The sequence below is a fragment of the Salmonella sp. 2020_1395 genome, assembly GCF_043848115.1.
GTDB lineage: Bacteria > Pseudomonadota > Gammaproteobacteria > Enterobacterales > Enterobacteriaceae > Salmonella > Salmonella enterica.
In genome coordinates, this window is the sequence record NZ_JBCMFH010000017.1 from 54,646 (window position 1) to 77,248 (window position 22,603).

At 52.7% G+C, this 22,603-nt stretch carries 22 protein-coding genes; 15 read left to right on the forward strand and 7 right to left on the reverse strand.

The window, feature by feature from the left end; genetic code table 11:
* The first annotated feature begins 169 nt into the window (after positions 1-169).
* Entirely contained in the window at positions 170-226 is a 57-nt protein-coding gene (ysgD, locus tag ACH0WD_RS20820) for a YsgD/CorL family protein (RefSeq protein WP_212723238.1), read from the forward strand.
* Positions 227-381: 155 nt separating this feature from the next.
* Positions 382-1,332: a magnesium/cobalt transporter CorA gene (gene corA, locus ACH0WD_RS20825; protein WP_000947139.1), complete on the forward strand. Its 951-nt coding sequence runs from the start codon at positions 382-384 to the stop codon at positions 1,330-1,332.
* Between the two features lie 48 nt (positions 1,333-1,380).
* On the opposite strand, the gene ACH0WD_RS20830 is transcribed toward corA, so the two are convergent.
* The 4 genes from ACH0WD_RS20830 to yigI are packed head-to-tail and all read right to left on the reverse strand — an operon-like array spanning position 1,381 to position 3,665.
* Positions 1,381-1,761 (reverse strand): DUF2628 domain-containing protein, encoded by a 381-nt coding sequence (locus tag ACH0WD_RS20830; RefSeq protein ID WP_000356594.1) that lies wholly within the window; start codon positions 1,759-1,761, stop codon positions 1,381-1,383.
* 15 nt (positions 1,762-1,776) lie between these two features.
* Positions 1,777-2,235, reverse strand: coding sequence for a membrane protein (locus tag ACH0WD_RS20835; protein ID WP_001738611.1), 459 nt, complete (start codon positions 2,233-2,235; stop codon positions 1,777-1,779).
* A 34-nt stretch (positions 2,236-2,269) separates the two neighbouring features.
* Positions 2,270-3,154, reverse strand: coding sequence for an EamA family transporter RarD (rarD, locus tag ACH0WD_RS20840; RefSeq protein WP_000339078.1), 885 nt, complete (start codon positions 3,152-3,154; stop codon positions 2,270-2,272).
* A 43-nt stretch (positions 3,155-3,197) separates the two neighbouring features.
* Positions 3,198-3,665 (reverse strand): acyl-CoA thioesterase YigI, encoded by a 468-nt coding sequence (gene yigI / locus ACH0WD_RS20845; protein WP_001277136.1) that lies wholly within the window; start codon positions 3,663-3,665, stop codon positions 3,198-3,200.
* Between the two features lie 164 nt (positions 3,666-3,829).
* Between yigI and pldA the strand changes: the two genes are divergently transcribed.
* The 3 genes from pldA to rhtC all read left to right on the forward strand — a co-directional run bounded on the left by pldA (position 3,830) and on the right by rhtC (position 7,296).
* Complete coding sequence (gene pldA, locus ACH0WD_RS20850; protein WP_001201692.1) at positions 3,830-4,699, forward strand: phospholipase A; 870 nt, start codon at positions 3,830-3,832, stop codon at positions 4,697-4,699.
* Positions 4,700-4,782: 83 nt separating this feature from the next.
* Positions 4,783-6,612, forward strand: coding sequence for an ATP-dependent DNA helicase RecQ (gene recQ, locus ACH0WD_RS20855; protein ID WP_001664819.1), 1,830 nt, complete (start codon positions 4,783-4,785; stop codon positions 6,610-6,612).
* 63 nt (positions 6,613-6,675) lie between these two features.
* The gene (rhtC, locus tag ACH0WD_RS20860; RefSeq protein WP_000980080.1) at positions 6,676-7,296 is read left to right on the forward strand and encodes a threonine export protein RhtC; all 621 of its coding nucleotides are present in this window, start codon (positions 6,676-6,678) and stop codon (positions 7,294-7,296) included.
* A 39-nt stretch (positions 7,297-7,335) separates the two neighbouring features.
* Here the strand turns inward: rhtC and rhtB are convergent, their stop codons facing one another.
* Positions 7,336-7,956, reverse strand: coding sequence for a homoserine/homoserine lactone efflux protein (rhtB, locus tag ACH0WD_RS20865; protein WP_000142523.1), 621 nt, complete (start codon positions 7,954-7,956; stop codon positions 7,336-7,338).
* A gap of 110 nt (positions 7,957-8,066) precedes the next feature.
* Between rhtB and pldB the strand changes: the two genes are divergently transcribed.
* The 3 genes from pldB (at position 8,067) to ACH0WD_RS20880 (ending at position 10,879) form a co-directional block, all read left to right on the forward strand.
* Positions 8,067-9,083: a lysophospholipase L2 gene (pldB, locus tag ACH0WD_RS20870; protein ID WP_000487685.1), complete on the forward strand. Its 1,017-nt coding sequence runs from the start codon at positions 8,067-8,069 to the stop codon at positions 9,081-9,083.
* A 15-nt stretch (positions 9,084-9,098) separates the two neighbouring features.
* Positions 9,099-9,899, forward strand: a complete 801-nt coding sequence (yigL, locus tag ACH0WD_RS20875; protein ID WP_000285331.1) for a sugar/pyridoxal phosphate phosphatase YigL — start codon at positions 9,099-9,101, stop codon at positions 9,897-9,899.
* Positions 9,900-9,979: 80 nt separating this feature from the next.
* Positions 9,980-10,879 (forward strand): carboxylate/amino acid/amine transporter, encoded by a 900-nt coding sequence (locus ACH0WD_RS20880; protein WP_001196257.1) that lies wholly within the window; start codon positions 9,980-9,982, stop codon positions 10,877-10,879.
* On the opposite strand, the gene metR is transcribed toward ACH0WD_RS20880, so the two are convergent.
* Positions 10,767-11,720, reverse strand: a complete 954-nt coding sequence (metR, locus tag ACH0WD_RS20885; RefSeq protein ID WP_000569781.1) for an HTH-type transcriptional regulator MetR — start codon at positions 11,718-11,720, stop codon at positions 10,767-10,769. The two genes, ACH0WD_RS20880 and metR, sit on opposite strands and share 113 nt — an antisense overlap.
* Positions 11,721-11,955: 235 nt before the next feature.
* Between metR and metE the strand changes: the two genes are divergently transcribed.
* The gene (gene metE / locus ACH0WD_RS20890) at positions 11,956-14,220 is read left to right on the forward strand and encodes a 5-methyltetrahydropteroyltriglutamate--homocysteine S-methyltransferase (protein ID WP_000154181.1); all 2,265 of its coding nucleotides are present in this window, start codon (positions 11,956-11,958) and stop codon (positions 14,218-14,220) included.
* A 343-nt stretch (positions 14,221-14,563) separates the two neighbouring features.
* Complete coding sequence (locus ACH0WD_RS20895; protein ID WP_000017943.1) at positions 14,564-15,907, forward strand: anaerobic sulfatase maturase; 1,344 nt, start codon at positions 14,564-14,566, stop codon at positions 15,905-15,907.
* A 79-nt stretch (positions 15,908-15,986) separates the two neighbouring features.
* Here ACH0WD_RS20895 and ACH0WD_RS20900 read toward each other — a convergent pair whose 3' ends face one another.
* Positions 15,987-16,799 (reverse strand): dienelactone hydrolase family protein, encoded by an 813-nt coding sequence (locus ACH0WD_RS20900; protein WP_000213959.1) that lies wholly within the window; start codon positions 16,797-16,799, stop codon positions 15,987-15,989.
* A 258-nt stretch (positions 16,800-17,057) separates the two neighbouring features.
* Between ACH0WD_RS20900 and udp the strand changes: the two genes are divergently transcribed.
* The 5 genes from udp to ubiB all read left to right on the forward strand — a co-directional run bounded on the left by udp (position 17,058) and on the right by ubiB (position 22,492).
* On the forward strand, positions 17,058-17,819 hold the full coding sequence (gene udp / locus ACH0WD_RS20905; protein WP_000045169.1) for a uridine phosphorylase: 762 nt from the start codon (positions 17,058-17,060) through the stop codon (positions 17,817-17,819).
* A 139-nt stretch (positions 17,820-17,958) separates the two neighbouring features.
* Entirely contained in the window at positions 17,959-19,389 is a 1,431-nt protein-coding gene (rmuC, locus tag ACH0WD_RS20910) for a DNA recombination protein RmuC (protein WP_000355567.1), read from the forward strand.
* 95 nt (positions 19,390-19,484) lie between these two features.
* A complete protein-coding gene (ubiE, locus tag ACH0WD_RS20915) occupies positions 19,485-20,240 on the forward strand; it encodes a bifunctional demethylmenaquinone methyltransferase/2-methoxy-6-polyprenyl-1,4-benzoquinol methylase UbiE (RefSeq protein WP_000229009.1) in 756 nt (251 codons plus the stop codon).
* A gap of 9 nt (positions 20,241-20,249) precedes the next feature.
* Positions 20,250-20,855: a ubiquinone biosynthesis protein UbiJ gene (gene ubiJ / locus ACH0WD_RS20920; RefSeq protein ID WP_001116085.1), complete on the forward strand. Its 606-nt coding sequence runs from the start codon at positions 20,250-20,252 to the stop codon at positions 20,853-20,855.
* On the forward strand, positions 20,852-22,492 hold the full coding sequence (gene ubiB / locus ACH0WD_RS20925; RefSeq protein ID WP_000187559.1) for a ubiquinone biosynthesis regulatory protein kinase UbiB: 1,641 nt from the start codon (positions 20,852-20,854) through the stop codon (positions 22,490-22,492). The genes ubiJ and ubiB overlap by 4 nt, the downstream gene beginning before the upstream one ends.
* The last annotated feature ends 111 nt before the right edge of the window (positions 22,493-22,603 follow it).

Here is a 22,603-nt window from a genome sequence, read left to right on the forward strand (position 1 = left end):
TCCGGCGATATATTGATGTTAATATTCTGAAATCATAGATAAATACTCTCACTCTGCTAACCTTTCTGCATAAGGGGAAATTATTGCTTTTTCGCGTTTCGTTGCGTGTTGACGGCAAATTTTTGCTGGCGTAACATGCGCCCACGATTACGCTAAGAGGACATTCGCCTTGGACACACCCAGTAGATACTGGCTCATTATCCTGTCATCCAGGATCAACTCCTAAGGCTATCCCTTTTTGCTGATAGCCTTAGCGGTTGTCAGCGACCTTTCATTTTTTCCCGTCGCGTTGAGTCAGGCTGTTTAATGGTCTGAAACCCAATTTGTTTCTGTGTGCCCATCTGAACTGTCCGATATTTTTACGCATTGGGAGTCCCGGTCATGCTGAGCGCATTTCAACTGGAAAAAAACCGACTGACCCGGCTGGAAGTCGAGGAGTCACAAAGCCTGATTGATGCCGTATGGGTCGATTTGGTCGAACCGGACGACGACGAGCGATTGCGCGTACAATCTGAGCTGGGCCAGAGTCTGGCGACGCGTCCTGAACTGGAAGATATCGAAGCATCCGCGCGCTTCTTTGAAGACGAAGACGGACTGCATATCCACTCCTTCTTCTTCTTCGAAGATGCGGAAGATCATGCCGGTAACTCTACGGTGGCATTCACTATTCGCGATGGCCGTCTGTTTACGCTGCGTGAACGCGAACTGCCCGCCTTCCGTTTGTATCGTATGCGCGCCCGCAGCCAGGCGATGGTCGATGGTAATGCTTACGAACTACTGCTCGATCTGTTCGAAACCAAAATTGAACAGCTAGCGGATGAGATCGAAAACATTTACAGCGATCTGGAAAAACTGAGCCGCGTCATTATGGAAGGGCATCAGGGCGATGAATACGACGAAGCGCTCTCCACGCTGGCGGAACTGGAAGATATCGGCTGGAAGGTACGCCTGTGTCTGATGGATACCCAACGCGCGCTGAACTTCCTGGTGCGCAAGGCGCGCTTACCGGGCGGACAGCTGGAGCAGGCGCGTGAGATCCTGCGCGATATCGAATCTCTGCTGCCGCACAATGAATCGCTGTTCCAGAAGGTGAACTTCCTGATGCAGGCGGCGATGGGTTTCATCAACATTGAGCAGAACCGCATTATCAAAATCTTCTCGGTGGTTTCCGTGGTGTTCCTGCCGCCGACGCTGGTCGCTTCCAGCTATGGGATGAACTTTGAGTTTATGCCGGAACTGAAGTGGAGCTTTGGTTATCCAGGCGCGATTATCTTTATGATTCTGGCGGGGCTTGCGCCGTATCTGTACTTTAAGCGCAAGAACTGGCTGTAAGACATTAAGGCCAGGGTGATTCAGCTGCGGCTGAACCACCCTGAAAAGTTACAGGCTCCAGGTATTGATACCTTTAACCTCTTTTTCATAGAACCACTTATTTGTATTGACGCCGACATAAGCTGCGACAACAAGTCCAAGTATGTTAACGCCGATTAATGCTCCAATAAATATTGCAACGATCCCTAATAAAATAACTATAATTGCTTTTTTCCACAGACCCAGTACAAACAAATAAATCCATGAGAAGAAAAAGGCAATAAAGTTTATTTGAATAGTCAACCGTTGTCGGGGCTTTAATGCTTTAAATGCCTGTTTATATTCTGGGCTTACTTTCCAAAATCCAGGGAAACCATGTTGATCGTAAAATGAAAAACGGTATTTCCATTTTTCAGATAGCGAACCATCATTAATATAATCCTTGTCCATGTAAACTCCATTAAATTACTTGTTGAGTGAATTCGAATCCGGGGGGGCCAGAAGTAGCAGAGAAAAGGTTGCAAAATACCAGATTAGAAAAAGAGGCATACCAAAGCCATCGCAAGCGAAATCTTCAGCAACCATTATCACGAAGGAGGCAATATAGATTACAAGCGTACCCCATACATAGAATTTTATATATTCAAAGCCACTGTCTCTGAATCGCTGACAGTTTAAATTAATGACGAGATAATGTAGTAAAATTGTGAATAAAATTGCCAGTATCACAAAGCTTAAATATAATAAAACCCCAACCAAAATGGAAAATATTATATTTATTAGCGCGAATGATAATAAATAACGACATCTGGAAACACATCTCTCAGATGAAGGAATAAAAACACTTAACATTAATTTCACATCCATATGTTGGGTTACGTCGTTAGCATGACAATATGCTACCCCCCTTACAAGGGGAGGCATATTTTTTCAGATTATATTTAGAATAATAGTCGCGTTATTTTTTACGCTGCGTATAAATCGCATCCATCACGAAAATCGCCAGCGCGACCCAGATAAACGCAAATGTCACCATCTTATCCGCGCCCGGCACTTCGCCATAAAACGTCACCGCCAGTAAAAACATCAGCGTTGGGCCGATATACTGGAAAAAGCCCAGTGTAGAAAGACGCAGACGCGTAGCCGCTCCGGTAAAGCACAGCAGCGGAATCGTAGTGACCACACCCGCCGCCATTAACAGCAAGTTCAACGATAGTGCGTTTTGCCCCATATGGCTGGTGGCGCTATCGGCGATGCCAAACAGATAAATCGCGGCGACCGGCAACAGCCATAGCGTTTCGACCAGCATACCCGTCTGCGCTTCAACGGCGATCTTCTTACGCACCAGGCCGTAAAACGCAAAACTAAACGCCAGCCCCAGCGCGATAATCGGCAGCGAGCCAAAGGTCCAGAGTTGCACCAGCACGCCGCACACCGCCAGAATCACCGCCAGCCACTGCATTCGACGGAAGCGTTCGCCAAGAAAAATCATCCCCAGCAAGATGTTAACCAGCGGATTAATGAAATAACCCAGGCTGGCCTCCAGCATATGGTGATTATTTACCGCCCAAATGAACAATAGCCAGTTACCGCCGACCAGTACGGCGGACAGGGCCAGCAGGAAAATCTTCTTTGGCGTTTTCAGTAAGCGCTTAACCTGTCGCCACTGCCGGCTGACGCTAAGCAGCGCCACCATAAAGAAAAATGACCAAATCACGCGGTGCGTCAGGATCTCATCTGCGGGAACGTAATAGATCAGCTTGAAATATGCGGGGGCGATCCCCCAAATAAAATAGGCGGCAAGAGCGAGTAATACGCCCTGCCGTGTTTGTTTTGCGTCCATCCGGAAAACTCGTATCTGAAGTGTAACAACAGTTTACCTGCTTTTATCCCACCATATAAGTAGCGGTGGCGCTGGCGATGTACAGCTGATCTTCATTGTGTAATTCCACGCGGGCGACGGCCACTTTATTCCCTGCGCGCAGCAGGCTACTGGTGGCCGTAAAGCGGTTGCCTCTGCCCGGACGCAGGTAATCGACGCGCAGGTCAATCGTTCCCATCCGCGACAGGCGCTGGCGTAGTTCATCTTCGCTGATGGTTTCGTGGCGAGTTAGCGTGCTGCCGACGCATACCAGTCCGGCGGCGACATCCAGCGCAGAGGCGATTACGCCGCCGTGTAAAATGCTTTGCGCCCAGTTGCCGACCATCATCGGCTGGTTGTTGAAGGCCAGTTGGGCGAACGCTTTTTCATAGCGCTCCAGCTCCAGCCCTAACGCCCGATTAAACGGCATGTGGTAGACAAACATTTCACCCACTAATTTCAGAGCTTGTTCAGCGGTAAGTACAGCGGACATAGATTCCTGATACTCCGTTGGTTAATGAAATGTTGATATTATGCTTCTTAATTGTTGTTTTCTACTTTAAGAAGGGATAACTAACGGCTATGTGTGTAAATATGTAAAAATGGTTGGCAGAGAATGATTCAAGCTGAAAATACTTCGTCAGGAGAACGTCAAGAATGCGGGCGATTTTGAGAGGGTTGTTGCCAGCCACGCTACTGCCATTAGCGGCATATGCACAAGAAGCTACGATAAAAGAGGTTCATGATGCGCCTGCAGTACGGGGAAGTATCATCGCTAACATGCTACAGGAGCATGATAACCCTTTTACGCTTTACCCTTATGACACGAACTACTTGATCTACACGAACACCAGCGATCTGAACAAAGAGGCCATAAGTACCTACAACTGGTCTGAAAACGCACGTAAAGATGAAGTGAAATTTCAGTTGAGCCTGGCGTTTCCGCTGTGGCGCGGAATACTGGGGCCGAACTCGGTACTGGGCGCTTCCTATACGCAGAAATCCTGGTGGCAGCTTTCCAACAGTAAAGAGTCTTCGCCGTTTCGCGAAACCAACTACGAACCGCAGCTTTTTCTTGGTTTTGCTACCGATTATCGCTTTGCCGGCTGGACGCTGCGCGACGTAGAGATGGGCTACAACCATGACTCTAACGGACGTTCGGACCCCACCTCGCGTAGCTGGAACCGTCTGTATACCCGTCTGATGGCCGAAAACGGTAACTGGCTGGTAGAGGTCAAACCGTGGTACGTGATTGGCAGTACCGACGATAATCCGGACATCACCAAATATATGGGTTATTACCAGCTTAAAATCGGTTATCACCTGGGCGAGGCGGTATTAAGCGCCAAAGGCCAGTACAACTGGAATACAGGCTACGGCGGCGCGGAAGTTGGATTAAGCTATCCGGTCACCAAACATGTCCGGCTTTATACCCAGGTGTACAGCGGCTATGGCGAATCGCTGATCGACTATAATTTTAATCAGACACGTGTCGGCGTCGGCGTGATGCTTAACGATATCTTCTGATTGGATTGTGTTTTAAACATTGCAGTTTCTCTCGCAGGCGCTGAAAATAGCGCCTGTTTTGATTTATGGTGAACGGGGTTAATGTGGCGCAGGCGGAAGTGTTGAATCTGGAATCAGGGGCCAAACAGGTTTTGCAGGAAACCTTTGGCTACCAACAGTTTCGCCCGGGCCAGGAAGCGATTATTGATACTGCGCTCTCCGGTCGCGACTGTCTGGTCGTCATGCCCACCGGCGGCGGCAAATCTCTGTGCTATCAAATCCCCGCGTTGTTGCTGGACGGATTGACCGTCGTCGTTTCGCCCCTGATCTCGTTGATGAAAGACCAGGTCGATCAGCTACTGGCGAACGGTGTGGCGGCGGCCTGTCTGAACTCCACTCAAAGCCGCGAGCAGCAGCTTGAGGTGATGGCGGGGTGCCGTACCGGACAGATTCGTCTGCTGTATATTGCGCCGGAACGCCTGATGCTGGACAACTTTCTTGATCATCTGGCGCACTGGAATCCGGTATTGCTGGCGGTGGATGAAGCGCACTGTATCTCGCAATGGGGACATGATTTCCGTCCGGAATATGCGGCTCTCGGTCAGCTTCGCCAGCGTTTTCCCGCTTTGCCGTTTATGGCATTGACCGCCACCGCCGACGACACCACGCGCCTGGATATTATTCGTCTGCTTGGGCTTAACGATCCGTTAATCCAGATCAGTAGCTTTGACCGACCGAATATCCGCTACATGCTGATGGAGAAGTTTAAGCCGCTCGACCAGCTAATGCGCTATGTTCAGGAGCAACGCGGCAAATCGGGTATCATCTACTGCAACAGTCGGGCGAAAGTGGAAGATACCGCTGCGCGCTTGCAAAGTCGCGGCATTAGCGCGGCGGCCTATCATGCGGGGCTGGAAAACGCTATTCGCGCCGATGTGCAGGAAAAATTTCAGCGCGACGATCTGCAAATCGTGGTGGCGACCGTCGCTTTTGGAATGGGCATAAACAAACCTAACGTACGTTTCGTCGTGCATTTCGATATCCCGCGCAATATTGAATCCTACTATCAGGAAACGGGCCGCGCCGGGCGCGACGGACTGCCTGCGGAAGCCATGCTATTTTACGATCCGGCTGACATGGCCTGGCTACGTCGTTGTCTGGAAGAGAAACCAGCCGGACAGCTTCAGGATATTGAACGGCATAAACTGAATGCGATGGGCGCTTTTGCCGAAGCGCAAACCTGCCGCCGCCTGGTATTACTTAATTACTTTGGCGAAGGCCGACAAGAACCGTGCGGCAACTGCGATATCTGTCTCGATCCGCCCAAACAATATGATGGCTTAAACGATGCCCAGATTGCGCTTTCTACCATTGGTCGGGTTAACCAGCGTTTTGGCATGGGCTACGTTGTCGAGGTGATCCGCGGCGCGAATAACCAACGCATCCGCGATTTCGGTCATGACAAACTCAAGGTTTATGGCATGGGACGCGAAAAGAGCCATGAGCACTGGGTGAGCGTGATTCGCCAGCTCATTCATCTGGGGCTGGTAATGCAAAATATTGCGCAGCACTCCGCATTACAGTTGACGGATGCCGCGCGTCCGGTACTCCGTGGAGACGTTCCGTTAAAGCTTGCGGTGCCGCGCATCGTCGCCCTCAAACCCCGCGTGATGCAGAAATCGTTCGGCGGTAATTACGATCGCAAATTGTTCGCTAAGTTGCGCAAGCTGCGTAAAGCTATCGCTGATGAAGAGAATATCCCGCCGTATGTGGTCTTTAACGACGCCACGCTGATAGAAATGGCGGAACAGATGCCAGTTTCCGCCAGCGAGATGTTAAGCGTTAACGGGGTTGGGATGCGCAAACTGGAGCGCTTCGGGAAAGAATTCATGGCGCTCATCCGCGCGCATGTCGATGGTGATGACGAAGAGTAGTCAGCCCGGCAAAAAAGTGCCAGGATGGTGACTCACTGAACTATTTCCCCGCGAGCCATTTTTATGATGATGCTATTTTTCACCGTGGCAATGGTGCACATCGTTGCGCTAATGAGCCCCGGCCCCGACTTTTTCTTCGTGTCTCAAACTGCTGTCAGCCGTTCGCGTAAAGAAGCGATGATGGGCGTACTGGGCATCACCTGCGGCGTGATGGTATGGGCGGGCGTGGCGCTGCTTGGCCTGCATCTCATCATCGAAAAAATGGCCTGGCTGCATACGATCATTATGGTAGGTGGCGGCCTGTACCTGTGCTGGATGGGCTATCAGATGCTGCGCGGCGCGCTGAAAAAACAGGATGCGGCGGCGTCTTCTCCGCACATTGAACTGGCGCAGAGCGGGCGCAGTTTTCTCAAAGGGCTGTTGACCAATCTGTCGAATCCTAAAGCGATTATCTATTTTGGTTCCGTTTTTTCACTGTTTGTCGGCGATAACGTCGGCGCTGCGGCGCGCTGGGGTATTTTCGCGTTAATTACCCTGGAAACGCTGGCCTGGTTTACCGTAGTCGCCAGCCTGTTCGCGCTGCCGAAAATGCGCCGCGGCTATCAGCGTCTGGCGAAATGGATTGATGGTTTTGCCGGCGCTCTGTTTGCGGGCTTTGGTATTCACCTGATTATTTCGCGCTAATTTACCTCCGGGCCGGATAAACATCATCCGGCACGACTATCACGCGTGTCTTGCCGACGCCAGGAGCGCGCCTACCAGCATAAACAACGAACCAAACGCTTTATTCAGCGCCTTCATCTGCTTTGGTCCTTTAATCCAGGCGGCAATGCGCTGCGCCAGCGTGGCGTAACCGGTCATCACAATCATATCCACCACAATCGTGGTGACGCCGAGAATGAGGTACTGCGCCAGTTGCGGTTGCTGCGGCATGATGAATTGCGGAAACAGGGCGGCAAGAAAGACAATACTTTTGGGATTGGTTAGATTGACAAATATCGCCCGTTTGAACAGCCGACCCCGCGATTGCGTCTGGGCGAGGGTATGCAGATCGATAGCGCCTGCGGCGCGCCATTGCTGGATACCCAGCCAGATAAGATAAGCCGCGCCAGCCCATTTCAGAATTTCAAAAGCGAGGAGCGAGCGCGAAAAGAGCGTACCCAGTCCGACGCCCACCAGTACGATATGTATCCCCAGTCCGGTCTGGAGTCCGGCGATAGAAGCCGCTGCGCCACGATATCCATGGTTGATAGACGTCGTCATGGTATTGATGGCGCCTGAACCCGGAGAAAGACTCAGCAGAGTTGAGGTCAGTAGATAGGCGAACCACCATTCAAAGGTCATGCGAAACTCCCTGGTTGTCTGTTTTTGTGCCACAATACGCTACTGCCGCTGTGTTGTGTCAGGCACGACGCAAAAAACGATTTTACCTGGTAAACGAGGCCGAAAACCCGATGTTTCAGCAGCAAAATGACTGGGAAACAAGAGAAAATGCGTTTGCCGCTTTTGCTATGGGGCCGCTGACCGATTTCTGGCGTCAGCGGGAAGAGGCAGAGTTTATCGGCGTGGGTAACATTCCGGTGCGCTTTGTCCGTTTTCGAAATGATTCCAACGATCGGACGATCGTCATTTGTCCTGGCCGCATTGAGAGTTATGTAAAATACGCTGAACTGGCGTATGACCTTTTTCATCTCGGTTTTGATATCTTCATCATCGACCACCGTGGTCAAGGGCGCTCCGGGCGGATGTTATCGGACCCGCATCGGGGTCATGTTGATCATTTTAACGATTATGTTGAGGACTTAGCGGCGTTCTGGCAGCAGGAAATTGAGCCGGGGCCGTGGCGTAAGCGTTATATCCTGGCGCACTCAATGGGGGGCGCGATAGCCACCCTGTTCCTGCAACGCCATCGTGTGCGGTGCGACGCTATTGCGCTCACCGCGCCGATGTTTGGTATTGTGATACGCTTGCCTTCCTTTATGGTGCGCCATATTCTCGACTGGGCCGAGGGGCACCAGCGTATCCGTGAAGATTACGCTATTGGTACCGGTCAGTGGCGGGCGTTGCCGTTTGGGATGAATGCGCTGACCCACAGCCGCCAGCGTTATCAGCGCAACTTACGATTTTATGCCGACGAGCCGCAGCTGCGCGTTGGCGGCCCCACCTGGCATTGGGTACGCGAAGGCATTCTGGCGGGTGAGCAGGTTCTGGCTGGGGCGAGCGATGACACGACGCCTACGCTACTGATTCAGGCGGAAGAAGAGCGGGTAGTGGATAACCGCACCCACGATCGTTTTTGTGAAATTCGCGCCGCGGCGGGATACCCTTGTGAAGGGGGAAAACCGCTGGTTATCAAAGGCGCGTACCATGAGATCCTTTTTGAAAAGGACGCCATGCGCTCAGTCGCGCTTAACGCCATTGTTGAATTTTTCAACAAGCCTAATTTATCCAGCGGAAATCGCTTTGCTTAGAGGTTAAATTTTATTATGTATCAGGTTGTTGCGTCTGATTTAGATGGCACGCTGCTCTCCCCCGACCATACGTTGTCCCCTTATGCCAAAGAGACTCTGAAGCTGTTGACCGCACGCGGCATCCATTTTGTCTTTGCCACTGGTCGTCATCATGTCGATGTAGGGCAAATCCGCGATAATCTTGAAATCAAGTCTTACATGATCACCTCCAACGGCGCGCGAGTGCACGATACCGACGGGAAGTTGGTTTTTACGCATAATCTGGACAGCGACATTGCCAGCGACCTGTTCGGCGTGGTGAATGCGAACCCGGACATCGTGACTAACGTTTATCGCGACGACGAATGGTTTATGAATCGTCATCGCCCCGATGAAATGCGTTTTTTCAAAGAGGCGGTATTTAACTACTCGTTGTTTGAGCCTGCGCTGCTGGAGCCGGAGGGCGTCAGCAAAGTGTTTTTCACCAGCGACACTCATGAAAAGTTGTTGCCGCTGGAGCAGGCGATTAACGCGCGCTGGGGCGATCGGGTAAACGTGAGCTTCTCTACGCTAACCTGTCTGGAAGTGATGGCGGGCGGAGTGTCGAAGGGTCATGCGCTGGAAGCGGTCGCTCAGGCGATGGGGTACAGCCTGAAAGAGTGTATCGCCTTTGGCGACGGAATGAACGACGCTGAAATGCTCACGATGGCGGGCAAAGGCTGCATCATGGGCAATGCGCACCAGCGTCTGAAAGACCTGTATCCCGAACTTGAGGTGATCGGCATCAACGCGGATAACGCCGTGCCGCATTACCTGCGCGATCTTTTCTTACGCTGATGTGATTGTTTGTTAGTTGACCAGTTGTCAACTTCACTCTCCGCTACAATGGGTGTTCCCTGTTTTAAGAGACATCCATTGTGGCGCTACTCATCATTACCACTATCCTGTGGGCTTTCTCCTTTAGTTTATTTGGCGAGTATCTTGCCGGGCATGTCGATAGCTATTTCGCGGTGCTGATACGCGTTGGGCTGGCGGCGCTCGTTTTTCTGCCGTTTTTGCGTACTCGCGGGCACAACCTAAAAACCATCAGCCTGTATATGCTGGTGGGGGCGATGCAGCTTGGCATCATGTATATGTTGAGCTTCCATGCTTACCTCTACCTGACCGTATCCGAACTGCTGCTGTTTACCGTTCTGACGCCGCTCTATATCACGCTGATTTACGATGTGATGAGTCAGCGTCGTTTGCGCTGGGGCTATGCATTTAGCGCGTTGCTGGCGGTGATTGGCGCCGGGATTATTCGCTACGATCGCGTGACCGACCATTTTTGGGTCGGTTTGCTCCTGGTGCAGCTTTCTAATATCAGTTTCGCTATCGGAATGGTGGGGTATAAACGTCTGATGGAGACCCGTCCCATGCCGCAGCACAACGCCTTTGCGTGGTTCTATCTGGGGGCGTTTTTGGTGGCGGCGGTGGCGTGGTCGCTGTTGGGGAACGCGCAAAAGCTGCCGGAAACCACGCTGCAATGGAGCATTCTGGTGTTTCTCGGCGTGGTGGCGTCCGGCATTGGCTACTTTATGTGGAACTATGGCGCTACCCAGGTAGACGCCGGGACGCTGGGCATCATGAATAATATGCATGTTCCCGCAGGACTACTGGTTAATCTTGCCATCTGGCATCAGCAGCCCCACTGGCCAAGCTTTATTACGGGCGCGGCTGTGATCCTGGCTTCGCTGTGGGTGCATCGAAAATGGGTCGCTCCGCGCTCCGCACAAACGGCAGATGATCGCAGGCGTGATCCCGCGTCGAGCGAATAAACGCCTCGGTCACCGCCTGACGCTGGTCGCCGTCGCGCACGGCGGCATACAGGCGGCTCCACAGACCATCACCCAGGGTTTTGGTCACCACCAGACCCTGGCGCTCAACGCTTTCCACCACCCAGTGCGGCAGGGCGGCAATACCCATTCTGGCCGCCACCATCTGAATCAGCAGTAGCGTATTATCCACGCTTTTCAGCAGCGGACTGATACCCGCCGGTTGCAGGAAATGTCGCCAGACATCCAGTCGGCTGCGCTGCACCGGGTAAATCAACAGCGTTTCGCTGGCTAAATCTTCCGGCGTAATCTGCGTTTTGCTGGCCAGCGGATGGTCGGGCGCCAGCACCAGTCGGACTTCAAAATCAAACATCGGCGAATAATGCAGCCCGCTGCGCGGCAAAATATCCGATGTCATCACCAAATCCAGCTCGCCTTGTTGCAAGGCCGGTTGCGGATCAAAAGTGACGCCGGATGTGAAATCCATTTCTACGTGCGGCCAGCTTGCACGGAAGTTTTCCAGCGCCGGGGTCAGCCACTGAATACAGCTATGACATTCAATAGCGATGCGCAGACGAGTTTGCTGCGGTTCGTTGCACGCCTGCAGCGCACGGCTGATTTGCGGCAGCACCTGGTTTGCCAGTTGCAGCAGAACTTCCCCCTGCGGCGTAAAGCGCAGCGGCTGGCTTTTACGCACGAACAGGCGGAAGCCAAGGCGTTGTTCCAGATCGCTGAACTGATGAGACAGAGCGGATTGGGTCTGGTGCAGCACCGCCGCCGCCGCAGCCAGCGATCCACTATTCCGCAATGCCTGGAGTGTTTTCAGATGTTTAATTTCGATCATGAAAGTCCTTCACTTCGCCATGAACAAATTGCGCTTGAGGAATATACAGTACCTTTACATTATGGATGTGTAAACATCCAGACGTCCAAAATCCGTCGTCTTTTAAATTGATGGTGCGTTGGCTGCGTTTCCTCACCCCGGTCACTTACTGATGTAAGCTCCCGGGGATGAGCAAACTTGCCGCCTTCCCTGAATTTAAAATACTTAGGATTTACATATAATTAGAGGAAGTAAAATGACAATATTGACTCATACCCTCGGTTTTCCTCGCGTTGGCCTGCGTCGCGAGTTGAAAAAAGCGCAAGAGAGCTACTGGGCGGGGAACTCAACGCGTGAAGCGTTACTGGCGGTGGGCCGCGAACTGCGCGCGCGTCACTGGGAGCAGCAGAAACAAGCGGGTATTGACCTGTTACCGGTAGGCGACTTTGCCTGGTACGACCATGTTCTGACCACCAGCCTGCTGTTAGGCAATGTGCCGGCTCGTCATCAGAACAACGACGGTTCCGTGGACATCGACACGCTGTTCCGCATTGGCCGCGGTCGCGCGCCAACCGGCGAACCGGCGGCGGCAGCGGAAATGACCAAATGGTTTAATACTAACTATCACTACATAGTACCGGAGTTCAGCAAAGGCCAGCAGTTCAGACTCACCTGGACACAGTTGCTGGAGGAAGTGGACGAAGCGCTGGCGCTGGGGCATAAGATCAAACCCGTACTGCTAGGGCCTGTCACGTATCTGTGGCTGGGTAAAGTGAAAGGCGAGCCGTTTGACCGCCTGACGTTGCTGAAAGACATTTTGCCGGTGTATCAGCACGTGCTGGCTGAACTGGCAAAACGTGGTATTGAGTGGGTCCAAATTGATGAGCCAGCGCTGGTGCTGGAACTGCCGCAGGCGTGGCTGGATGCCTTCAAACCGGCTTACGACGCGCTCGCCGGCCAGGTGAAGCTGTTGCTGACGACCTATTTTGAAGGCGTGACGCCAAACCTGGACACTATTATCGCGCTACCGGTACAGGGGCTACATGTTGACCTCATTCATGGCAAAGATGATGTAGCGGAACTGCATCAACGTCTGCCGGTCGACTGGCTGCTTTCCGCAGGCTTGATTAACGGGCGTAATGTCTGGCGCGCCGATTTGACCGAAAAATACGCGCAGATTAACGCCCTTGTGGGCAAACGCGCGCTGTGGGTAGCATCCTCCTGCTCTTTGCTGCACAGCCCGATCGATCTCAGCGTCGAAACGCGTCTGGATACGGAAGTTAAAAGCTGGTTTGCCTTTGCGCTGCAAAAATGCGGTGAACTGGCGTTGCTGCGCGATGCGCTGAACAGCGGCGAAACGGCGGCGCTTGAGGAATGGAGCGCACCGATTCAGGCTCGTCGTCACTCCCGTCGCGTACATAATGCCGCGGTAGAAAAACGCCTGGCGGCGATCACCGCGCAGGACAGCCAGCGTGAGAATCCGTATGAGGTGCGCGCTGAAGCGCAACGCGCCCGCTTTAAACTTCCCGCCTGGCCGACGACGACTATCGGTTCGTTTCCGCAAACCACGGAAATTCGCGGCCTGCGTCTGGACTTCAAAAAGGGCAACCTCGACGCGAATAACTACCGCACCGGCATCGCCGAACATATCAAACAGGCTATCATCGAGCAGGAGCGTTTAGGGCTGGATGTGCTGGTACACGGCGAAGCCGAGCGAAACGACATGGTGGAATACTTCGGCGAGCATCTGGACGGCTTCGTCTTTACCCAGAATGGTTGGGTGCAAAGCTATGGCTCCCGCTGTGTGAAACCGCCGGTAGTGATTGGCGATATCAGCCGTCCGGCACCGATTACCGTGGAGTGGGCGAAATATGCCCAGTCGCTGACCGACAAGCCGGTAAAAGGGATGTTGACCGGCCCGGTGACTATTCTTTGCTGGTCATTCCCCCGCGAAGACGTGACCCGCGAAACGATTGCGAAACAGATTGCGCTGGCGCTGCGTGATGAAGTCGCGGATCTGGAGGCGGCGGGGATTGGGATTATTCAGATCGACGAACCGGCGCTGCGCGAAGGTCTACCGCTGCGTCGCAGCGACTGGGACGCCTATCTGGAATGGGGTGTGGAAGCCTTCCGCATCAACGCGGCGGTGGCGAAGGATGAAACCCAGATCCACACCCACATGTGTTACTGCGAGTTCAACGACATTATGGATTCGATCGCCGCGCTGGATGCGGATGTGATCACCATTGAGACCTCCCGCTCGGATATGGAGTTGCTGGAGTCGTTCGAAGCGTTCGACTACCCGAACGAAATCGGGCCGGGCGTGTACGATATTCACTCGCCGAACGTGCCGAGCGTCGAGTGGATTGAAGCCCTGCTGAAGAAGGCGGCACAACGTATTCCGGCACAACGCCTGTGGGTGAATCCGGACTGCGGTCTGAAAACTCGCGGTTGGCCGGAAACCCGCGCGGCGTTAGCGAACATGGTCAAAGCGGCGCACAATCTGCGTCAGGCGAAATAACCCATCCTGGCCGCTGCGTTTATCCGGCAGCAATGCGGCGCTACCCTTTGACGGGTAGCGCCCGTGCCTGACCTGATTAACAGCGCCTCTATCTCCTCTTTTTTCTCATTTCCCTTTTTCTTATTTTCCGCGCTGTCTTTTTCAGGATCTGGCTATTTGGCGATCTTGATAATAAAAAGGTTCTCCGTATGAATGACAACCAGGCGGATAGCGTCCCCGGAAGCAGCGCGGCGGATTTTATTGCCTCGCAGATCGTTTTTCCTGTCATGATCGCCCAGCGCTCTCATAGCACAAAACGAGGTTTTCCATTCTGTTATGTTCCCTGGCGACGATAAACGTCGCATTGTCTCATGGCGCTGGTGAACCTTATTTTTTAACGGAGATGTCTGACATGGCGGTAGCAGGTTGTCACGTAATGGCCAAACCCGGCGGCGCGATCTGCAATATTGATTGCACATATTGCTTCTATCTTGAAAAAGAGGCGCTGTACCCGGAACGCAATAAAAACTGGCGGATGTCGGACGAGACGCTGGAACAATTTATACGCCAGCATATTGCCGCGCAGAGTGGCGACCGCATTGACTTTGCCTGGCAGGGCGGCGAACCGACCATGATGGGACTACCGTTTTTCCGTCGGGTTGTCGCATTATGTGAAAAGTACGGCGATGGGCGAAAAATCACTCATGCGTTGCAGACGAACGGCATCCTGGTGAATGACGAGTGGGCGCGCTTTTTCGCTGAACAGCATTTTCTCATCGGTCTCTCTATCGACGGTCCGGCGTCGTTACACAACCACTATCGGCTTAATCGCGCTGGAAAAGGAACTCATGAACAGGTCGTCGCAGCCATGGCGCGGCTTAAAGCGCACCATGTCGACTTTAATACCTTAACCGTCGTGGGAAAACATAACGTCGGTCATGCAGCAGACGTCTACGAATTTCTTCTGGCGGCGGGATCGCGTTTTATTCAGTTTATCCCGCTGGTAGAGCGAATGAGCACCGATAACTCATCGGTACTTAATCTGGTGATGCCCGGCGAAAGCGCGGCAAAGCTGGCGCCATGGACGGTACCGTCGTGGCAATATGGCGAATTTCTCAACCAGATCTTTGATATCTGGGTTCGTCGCGACGTAGACCGCGTCTATGTGCAGATGTTTGACGTGGCGTTAGCCGCCTGGACGGCGCAGCAGCCGGTACTGTGTGTACATTCCGAGACTTGTGGACATGCCTTCGCGTTGGAGTCGAACGGCGATCTCTACAACTGCGACCACTTTGTCTACCCGGAACATCTGCTGGGGAATATCCACCAGCACAGCATCAAAACCTTAAATAATAGCGAGCGGGCTATTGTGTTTGGCGAGGCCAAGCGGGAGACCCTGACCGCCGATTGTCGTCGCTGTGACTACCGCTTTGCGTGTCATGGCGGCTGTCCGAAGCATCGCTTTGCCGTCTCGCCGTCCGGTCATCCTGCGCATAATTACTTGTGTGCGGGCTATAAGCATTTTTTCCAGCACGTTACGCCGTATATGAATGTCTGGCGGGAGCTGCTGGCGCAAGGCTATCCGATGGCATCGATCATGCGCTGGCTGGCGCAGGACGCGCGTAAAGACACAGGAGCCGTCAGTCGTAACCATCTCTGTCCCTGCGGCAGCGGCAAAAAATATAAAAAATGCTGTGGTAAAGCATAGCTAACGTGGCGATGACGCTTTGTTGAGCCTACACCGACTCCGGTCTCGTAGGCCCAACAAACATCGTAATGCGCTGTGGTTAGCCTTTTTTCCCACCGTACTGCGCGAACCATTCCAGCATTCTTTGCCAGCCGTCTTTCGCTGAGGCTTCGTGGTAGCCCGGACGATAATCGGCATTAAACGCGTGCCCTGCATCGGGATAGACCACGATTTCCGCCTTCGCATTAGCGGCGCGTAGCGCCTGACGCATGGTTTCCACGCTCTCCTGTGGAATACTGGTATCCTGCCCGCCGTATAAACCCAGTACCGGCGCGTTAAGATCGGTGGCGATATCAACGGGATGCTTCGGCGAATTGAGTGACGTGTCGCCCACCAGCTTGCCGTACCACGCTACCGCTGCTTTTAACTGTGGGTTGTGCGCGGCGTACAGCCAGGTAATTCGGCCTCCCCAACAAAAACCGGTGATCATCAGCCGATGCGCATCCCCGCCGTTGCGCGAAGCCCAACTGGCGACGTGATCCAGGTCGGCAAGGACTTGCGAATCGGGTACTTTAGCCACCAGCCCGCTCAATAATGTGGGTATATCGGCGAAATCATTGGGGTCGCCTTCGCGGAAATAGAGCTCCGGCGCGATAGCGAGATAGCCTTCCAGCGCCAGTCGTCGGCAAATATCGCGAATGTGTTCATGTACGCCAAAAATTTCCTGTACCACAATGACCACAGGCAGCGCGCCGTCGCTTGCCTTTGGTCTGGCGTAATAGGCTGGCATATCGTCGCCCTGAGAGGGAATCGACGTTATCCCCGCGCTAATGGCCCCATCAGGCGTATGAATCATCGTAGGGGCAAGTGGGGAAGCTGCAGGTGCAAAGCCGGATGGATGTGTCGTTGTCATGGTATTCTCCGTACCCTTAAAAAATAGCGCAATCTTAACTATAGACAGTGTGTAACAAACCACATTGCCTTAAAGCGGCTATCTTTTGTGCAATGCCTGGCGATATTGATTATTTATTGTGATGCGCATCACTTTTTAATGGTAATCGAGTGCAATTGTTTTACGCCATAGTGATGGCTGTCACGAAAATATCTTTATGCCTTAGGTAAAGTGTCTTTTTGCTTCTTCTGACAAACCCGATTCACAGAGGAGTTTTATATGTCCAAGTCTGATGTTTTTCATCTCGGCCTCACCAAAAACGATTTACAAGGGGCCCAGCTCGCCATCGTCCCTGGCGATCCTGAGCGTGTGGAAAAGATCGCCGCGCTGATGGATAAGCCGGTTAAGCTGGCATCTCACCGCGAATTCACCTCCTGGCGCGCTGAGCTGGATGGCAAAGCAGTTATCGTTTGCTCTACCGGTATCGGCGGCCCGTCTACCTCTATTGCCGTGGAAGAACTGGCGCAACTGGGTATTCGTACCTTCTTGCGTATCGGCACCACGGGGGCTATTCAGCCGCACATTAACGTCGGCGACGTTCTGGTAACGACCGCATCCGTTCGTCTGGATGGGGCGAGCCTGCATTTTGCGCCGATGGAATTCCCGGCGGTTGCCGACTTTGCCTGCACCACTGCGCTGGTTGAAGCCGCGAAATCGATTGGCGCCACGACTCACGTTGGCGTAACCGCCTCTTCCGACACTTTCTATCCGGGTCAGGAACGTTACGACACCTATTCTGGCCGCGTTGTTCGTCGCTTCAAAGGCTCTATGGAAGAGTGGCAGGCGATGGGCGTAATGAACTACGAAATGGAATCCGCTACGCTGTTAACCATGTGCGCAAGCCAGGGGTTACGCGCAGGTATGGTGGCGGGCGTTATCGTCAACCGTACCCAACAAGAGATTCCGAATGCGGAAACGATGAAACAAACTGAAAGCCACGCGGTGAAAATCGTCGTGGAAGCGGCCCGTCGTCTGCTGTAATTCTCCTCTCTTTTGCAAAGGCCGACGCGTTCGGCCTTTTCTTTTTGCGTGGCGCCTCGCAGGAAATCCCTTTTAAACTGGACGTTTATACAGCACAATTCTATTTTGTGCAGGACAGTGTGGTTCCAGGAGAGGTGTTGTGGATATTACTCTTATGATAAGCGCCGTCGTGGCGCTGGCGGCTGGGGTGGTGATTGGCTGGCTGGCGACGAAAGCGCACGCCGATCAAATCCGCGCCGATCTTATCGAAGAACGGCGTGAGCTGGATATCGAACTTAGCGCGGCCCGGCAGCAATTAGCGCAAGAAGCGCACTGGCGCAGTGAATGCGAGTTACTTAATAACGAACTGCGCAGCCTGCACAGTATCAATACCTCTCTGGAAGCCGATCTGCGTGAAGTCACGACCCGTCTGGAAGCGACTCAACAACACGCGGAAGACAAAATCCGTCAGATGATCAACAGCGAACAGCGTTTAAGCGAGCAGTTTGAAAATCTGGCGAACCGTATTTTTGAACACAGTAATCGTCGCGTAGACGAACAAAACCGACAAAGCCTGAATAGCCTGCTGACGCCGCTGCGTGAGCAACTGGACGGTTTTCGCCGCCAGGTTCAGGAGAGTTTTGGCAAAGAAGCGCAGGAGCGGCATACGCTGGCGCACGAAATTCGTAATTTGCAGCAGCTTAACGCGCAAATGGCGCAGGAAGCGATCAACCTGACGCGCGCCCTGAAAGGGGACAATAAGGCGCAAGGAAACTGGGGCGAAGTTGTGCTGGCGCGGGTGCTGGAGGCATCCGGACTGCGTGAAGGCTACGAATACGAAACCCAGGTTAGTATTGAGAACGATGCGCGCTCGCGGATGCAGCCGGATGTCATCGTCCGCTTGCCGCAGGGCAAAGATGTGGTCATCGACGCTAAAATGACGTTGGTCGCCTACGAGCGTTACTTTAACGCTGAAGATGACTATACGCGCGAGGCCGCTTTACAAGAGCACATCGCCTCGGTGCGCAATCATATTCGCTTACTGGGGCGTAAAGACTACCAGCAGCTTCCCGGCCTCCGCTCGCTGGACTATGTTCTGATGTTTATCCCCGTAGAACCCGCTTTCCTGCTGGCGTTAGATAAACAGCCCGAACTGATAACCGAGGCGCTGAAAAATAACATTATGCTGGTAAGCCCCACGACGCTGCTGGTGGCGTTACGGACAATCGCCAACCTGTGGCGCTATGAACACCAGAGCCGCAATGCGCAGCACATCGCAGACAGAGCCAGTAAGCTCTACGATAAAATGCGGTTGTTCGTTGATGATATGTCAGCGATCGGTCAGAGTCTGGATAAAGCGCAGGATAACTACCGCCAGGCGATGAAAAAACTTGCGTCGGGGCGTGGCAACGTTTTGGCGCAGGCGGAGGCCTTCCGGGGGCTAGGCGTGGAAATCAAACGCGAGATTAATCCGGATTTAGCGGAACAGGCCGTTACGCAAGATGAAGAATATCGTTTACGATCGATCCCTGAAGGGCGGCAGGATGAACATTATCCCAATGATGAACGGGTGAAGCAGCAGTTAAGTTAACCCATACGGAGTAGTTTAGTCCTGGCGCAGAGTAGGGCAAATTGGCCCAATCTGTTACACTTCTTGAACATTTTTATCGATAAGCAGGCACTGAGATGGTGGAAGATTCACAAGAAACGACGCACTTTGGCTTTCAGACCGTCGCTAAAGAGCAGAAAGCTGACATGGTGGCCCACGTTTTTCATTCTGTGGCGTCAAAGTACGATGTGATGAATGACTTAATGTCATTTGGCATTCATCGTTTGTGGAAGCGCTTCACCATTGATTGCAGTGGCGTGCGTCGTGGACAAACCGTTCTCGATTTAGCGGGTGGTACGGGCGATCTTACCGCGAAATTTTCACGTATGGTCGGGGAAACTGGCAAAGTTATCCTGGCGGATATTAATGATTCCATGCTCAAAATGGGGCGTGAGAAGCTGCGTAATATCGGCGTGATCGGCAACGTAGAGTATGTGCAGGCGAATGCCGAAGCTCTGCCTTTCCCTGATAATACGTTTGATTGCATTACCATTTCGTTTGGTTTGCGCAATGTAACGGAAAAAGAAAAAGCGCTGCGGTCAATGTTCCGTGTGTTGAAACCCGGCGGACGTTTACTGGTGCTTGAATTTTCCAAGCCTATCATTGAGCCGCTGAGTAAAGCGTATGACGCCTATTCTTTCCATATTTTACCGCGTATTGGCTCGATGGTCGCAAACGATGCGGATAGCTATCGGTATCTCGCGGAATCCATCCGTATGCATCCCGATCAGGATACCTTAAAAGCCATGATGCAGGACGCCGGATTTGAGAGCGTGGATTATTACAATCTGACGGCGGGCGTTGTGGCATTGCACCGTGGTTATAAATTCTAGGAGGGTGGAATGCCTTTTAAACCCTTAGTGACCGCAGGAATTGAAGGTCTCCTCAATACGTTTCTGTATCGTTCGCCAGCGCTGAAATCAGCCAGAACGCGCTTACAGGGAAAAGTACTGTGTGTGAAACTAAAGGGATTTTCGATGCCATTAGTCCTGGTATTCAGTGAACGCCAGGTTGATGTGCTGGGGGCATGGGAAGGCGAAGCGGACTGTACGGTAATCACTCAAGCTAGCGTTTTGCCAAAACTACGCGATCGTCAGCAGTTGGCCGCGCTTATTCGCAGCGGCGAACTGGAAGTGCAGGGCGATATTCAGGTCGTGCAAAATTTTGTGGCGCTCGCCGATCTCGCCGAATTCGATCCTGCGGAGCTGTTGGCGCCATACACGGGTGATATTGCGGCGGAAAGTATCGGTAAGGTCGTGCGTGGCGGGGCTAAATTCCTGCGCCACGGGTTTCAACGCCAGCAGCGTTATGCCGCTGAAGCGATCACTGAAGAGTGGCGTATGGCGCCTGGCCCGCTGGAAGTCGCATGGTTTGCCGAAGAAACCGCGGCTGTTGAGCGCGCCGTAGATTCTCTGACCACACGGCTGGAAAAACTGGAGGCCAAATGACGCCAGGTGAAGTACGGCGCCTATATTTCATCATCCGCACGTTTCTAAGCTACGGCCTTGATGAACTCATCCCCCGAATGCGTCTTACACTGCCACTCCGATTATGGCGCTATTCGCTGTTCTGGATGCCAAACCGGCATAAAGATAAATTGCTGGGTGAACGATTAAGACTGGCGTTGCAAGAGCTGGGACCGGTCTGGATCAAATTTGGTCAGATGCTCTCCACGCGCCGTGACCTGTTCCCGCCGCAAATCGCCGATCAGCTCGCTTTGCTCCAGGATAAAGTCGCGCCATTCGATGGTCGGCTGGCGAAAGCCCAGATTGAAGAGGCGATGGGGGGGCTACCTGTCGAAGCCTGGTTTGACGACTTTGATATCCAGCCTTTAGCGTCGGCGTCAATCGCCCAGGTACATACCGCGCGATTGAAATCAAACGGTAAAGAAGTGGTTATTAAGGTCATTCGCCCGGATATTTTGCCGGTAATTCAGGCAGACCTGAAACTGATTTATCGCCTTGCTCGCTGGGTACCACGCCTGTTGCCGGATGGGCGTCGTCTGCGCCCGACGGAAGTGGTGCGTGAGTATGAGAAAACGCTGATCGATGAGCTGAATCTGCTGCGGGAATCGGCCAACGCGATTCAGTTACGCCGCAATTTTGAAAATAGTCCCATGCTATATATCCCGGAGGTGTACTCCGATTACTGTAGCCAGAACATGATGGTGATGGAGCGGATATACGGCATTCCGGTTTCGGATGTGGCGGCCCTGGAAAAGAACGGCACCAACATGAAACTGCTGGCGGAACGCGGGGTTAAAGTTTTCTTCACCCAGGTTTTCCGCGACAGCTTTTTCCATGCGGACATGCATCCGGGAAATATTTTTGTCAGCCATGAACACCCTGAAAACCCGCAATATATCGGCATTGACTGCGGTATCGTCGGGTCGCTAAACAAAGAAGATAAGCGTTATCTGGCTGAAAACTTTATCGCGTTTTTTAATCGCGATTACCGAAAGGTGGCAGAACTGCATGTCGATTCAGGCTGGGTTCCGCCAGATACCAACGTTGAAGATTTTGAGTTTGCCATCCGCACCGTCTGTGAACCTATCTTTGAAAAGCCGCTCGCGGAAATCTCGTTTGGTCATGTGTTGTTAAACCTTTTCAATACAGCGCGTCGATTTAACATGGAAGTCCAGCCGCAACTGGTGTTGTTGCAGAAAACATTATTGTATGTTGAAGGGGTTGGGCGGCAACTTTATCCTCAGCTTGATTTGTGGAAAACGGCGAAGCCGTTTCTTGAGTCCTGGATTAAAGATCAGGTGGGTATTCCGGCTCTCACGCGGGCTCTTAAAGAAAAAGCGCCGTTCTGGGTCGAAAAAATGCCAGAAATACCTGAATTGGTGTACGACAGTTTGCGCCAGGGCAAATATTTACAGCACAGTGTTGATAAGATTGCGCGCGAGTTACAGGTAAACCATGTGCGCCAAAGTCAGTCTCGTTATTTATTGGGAATTGGCGCAACGCTGTTACTGAGCGGGTCATTCTTACTCGTCAACCGCCCTGAATGGGGATTGATGCCTGGCTGGCTCATGGTCGGCGGCGTAGTTGTCTGGCTGGTTGGCTGGCGTAAAACTCGTTGAGATTTTTTATCGCTCAACGCCGGTTGTGTCACGCAGGTACATATTATCACTCGAGGCAGTACTCAGGCCGCAAGTCAATGTCGTCCCGGTCGTATGTAAAAGTATGTGAAT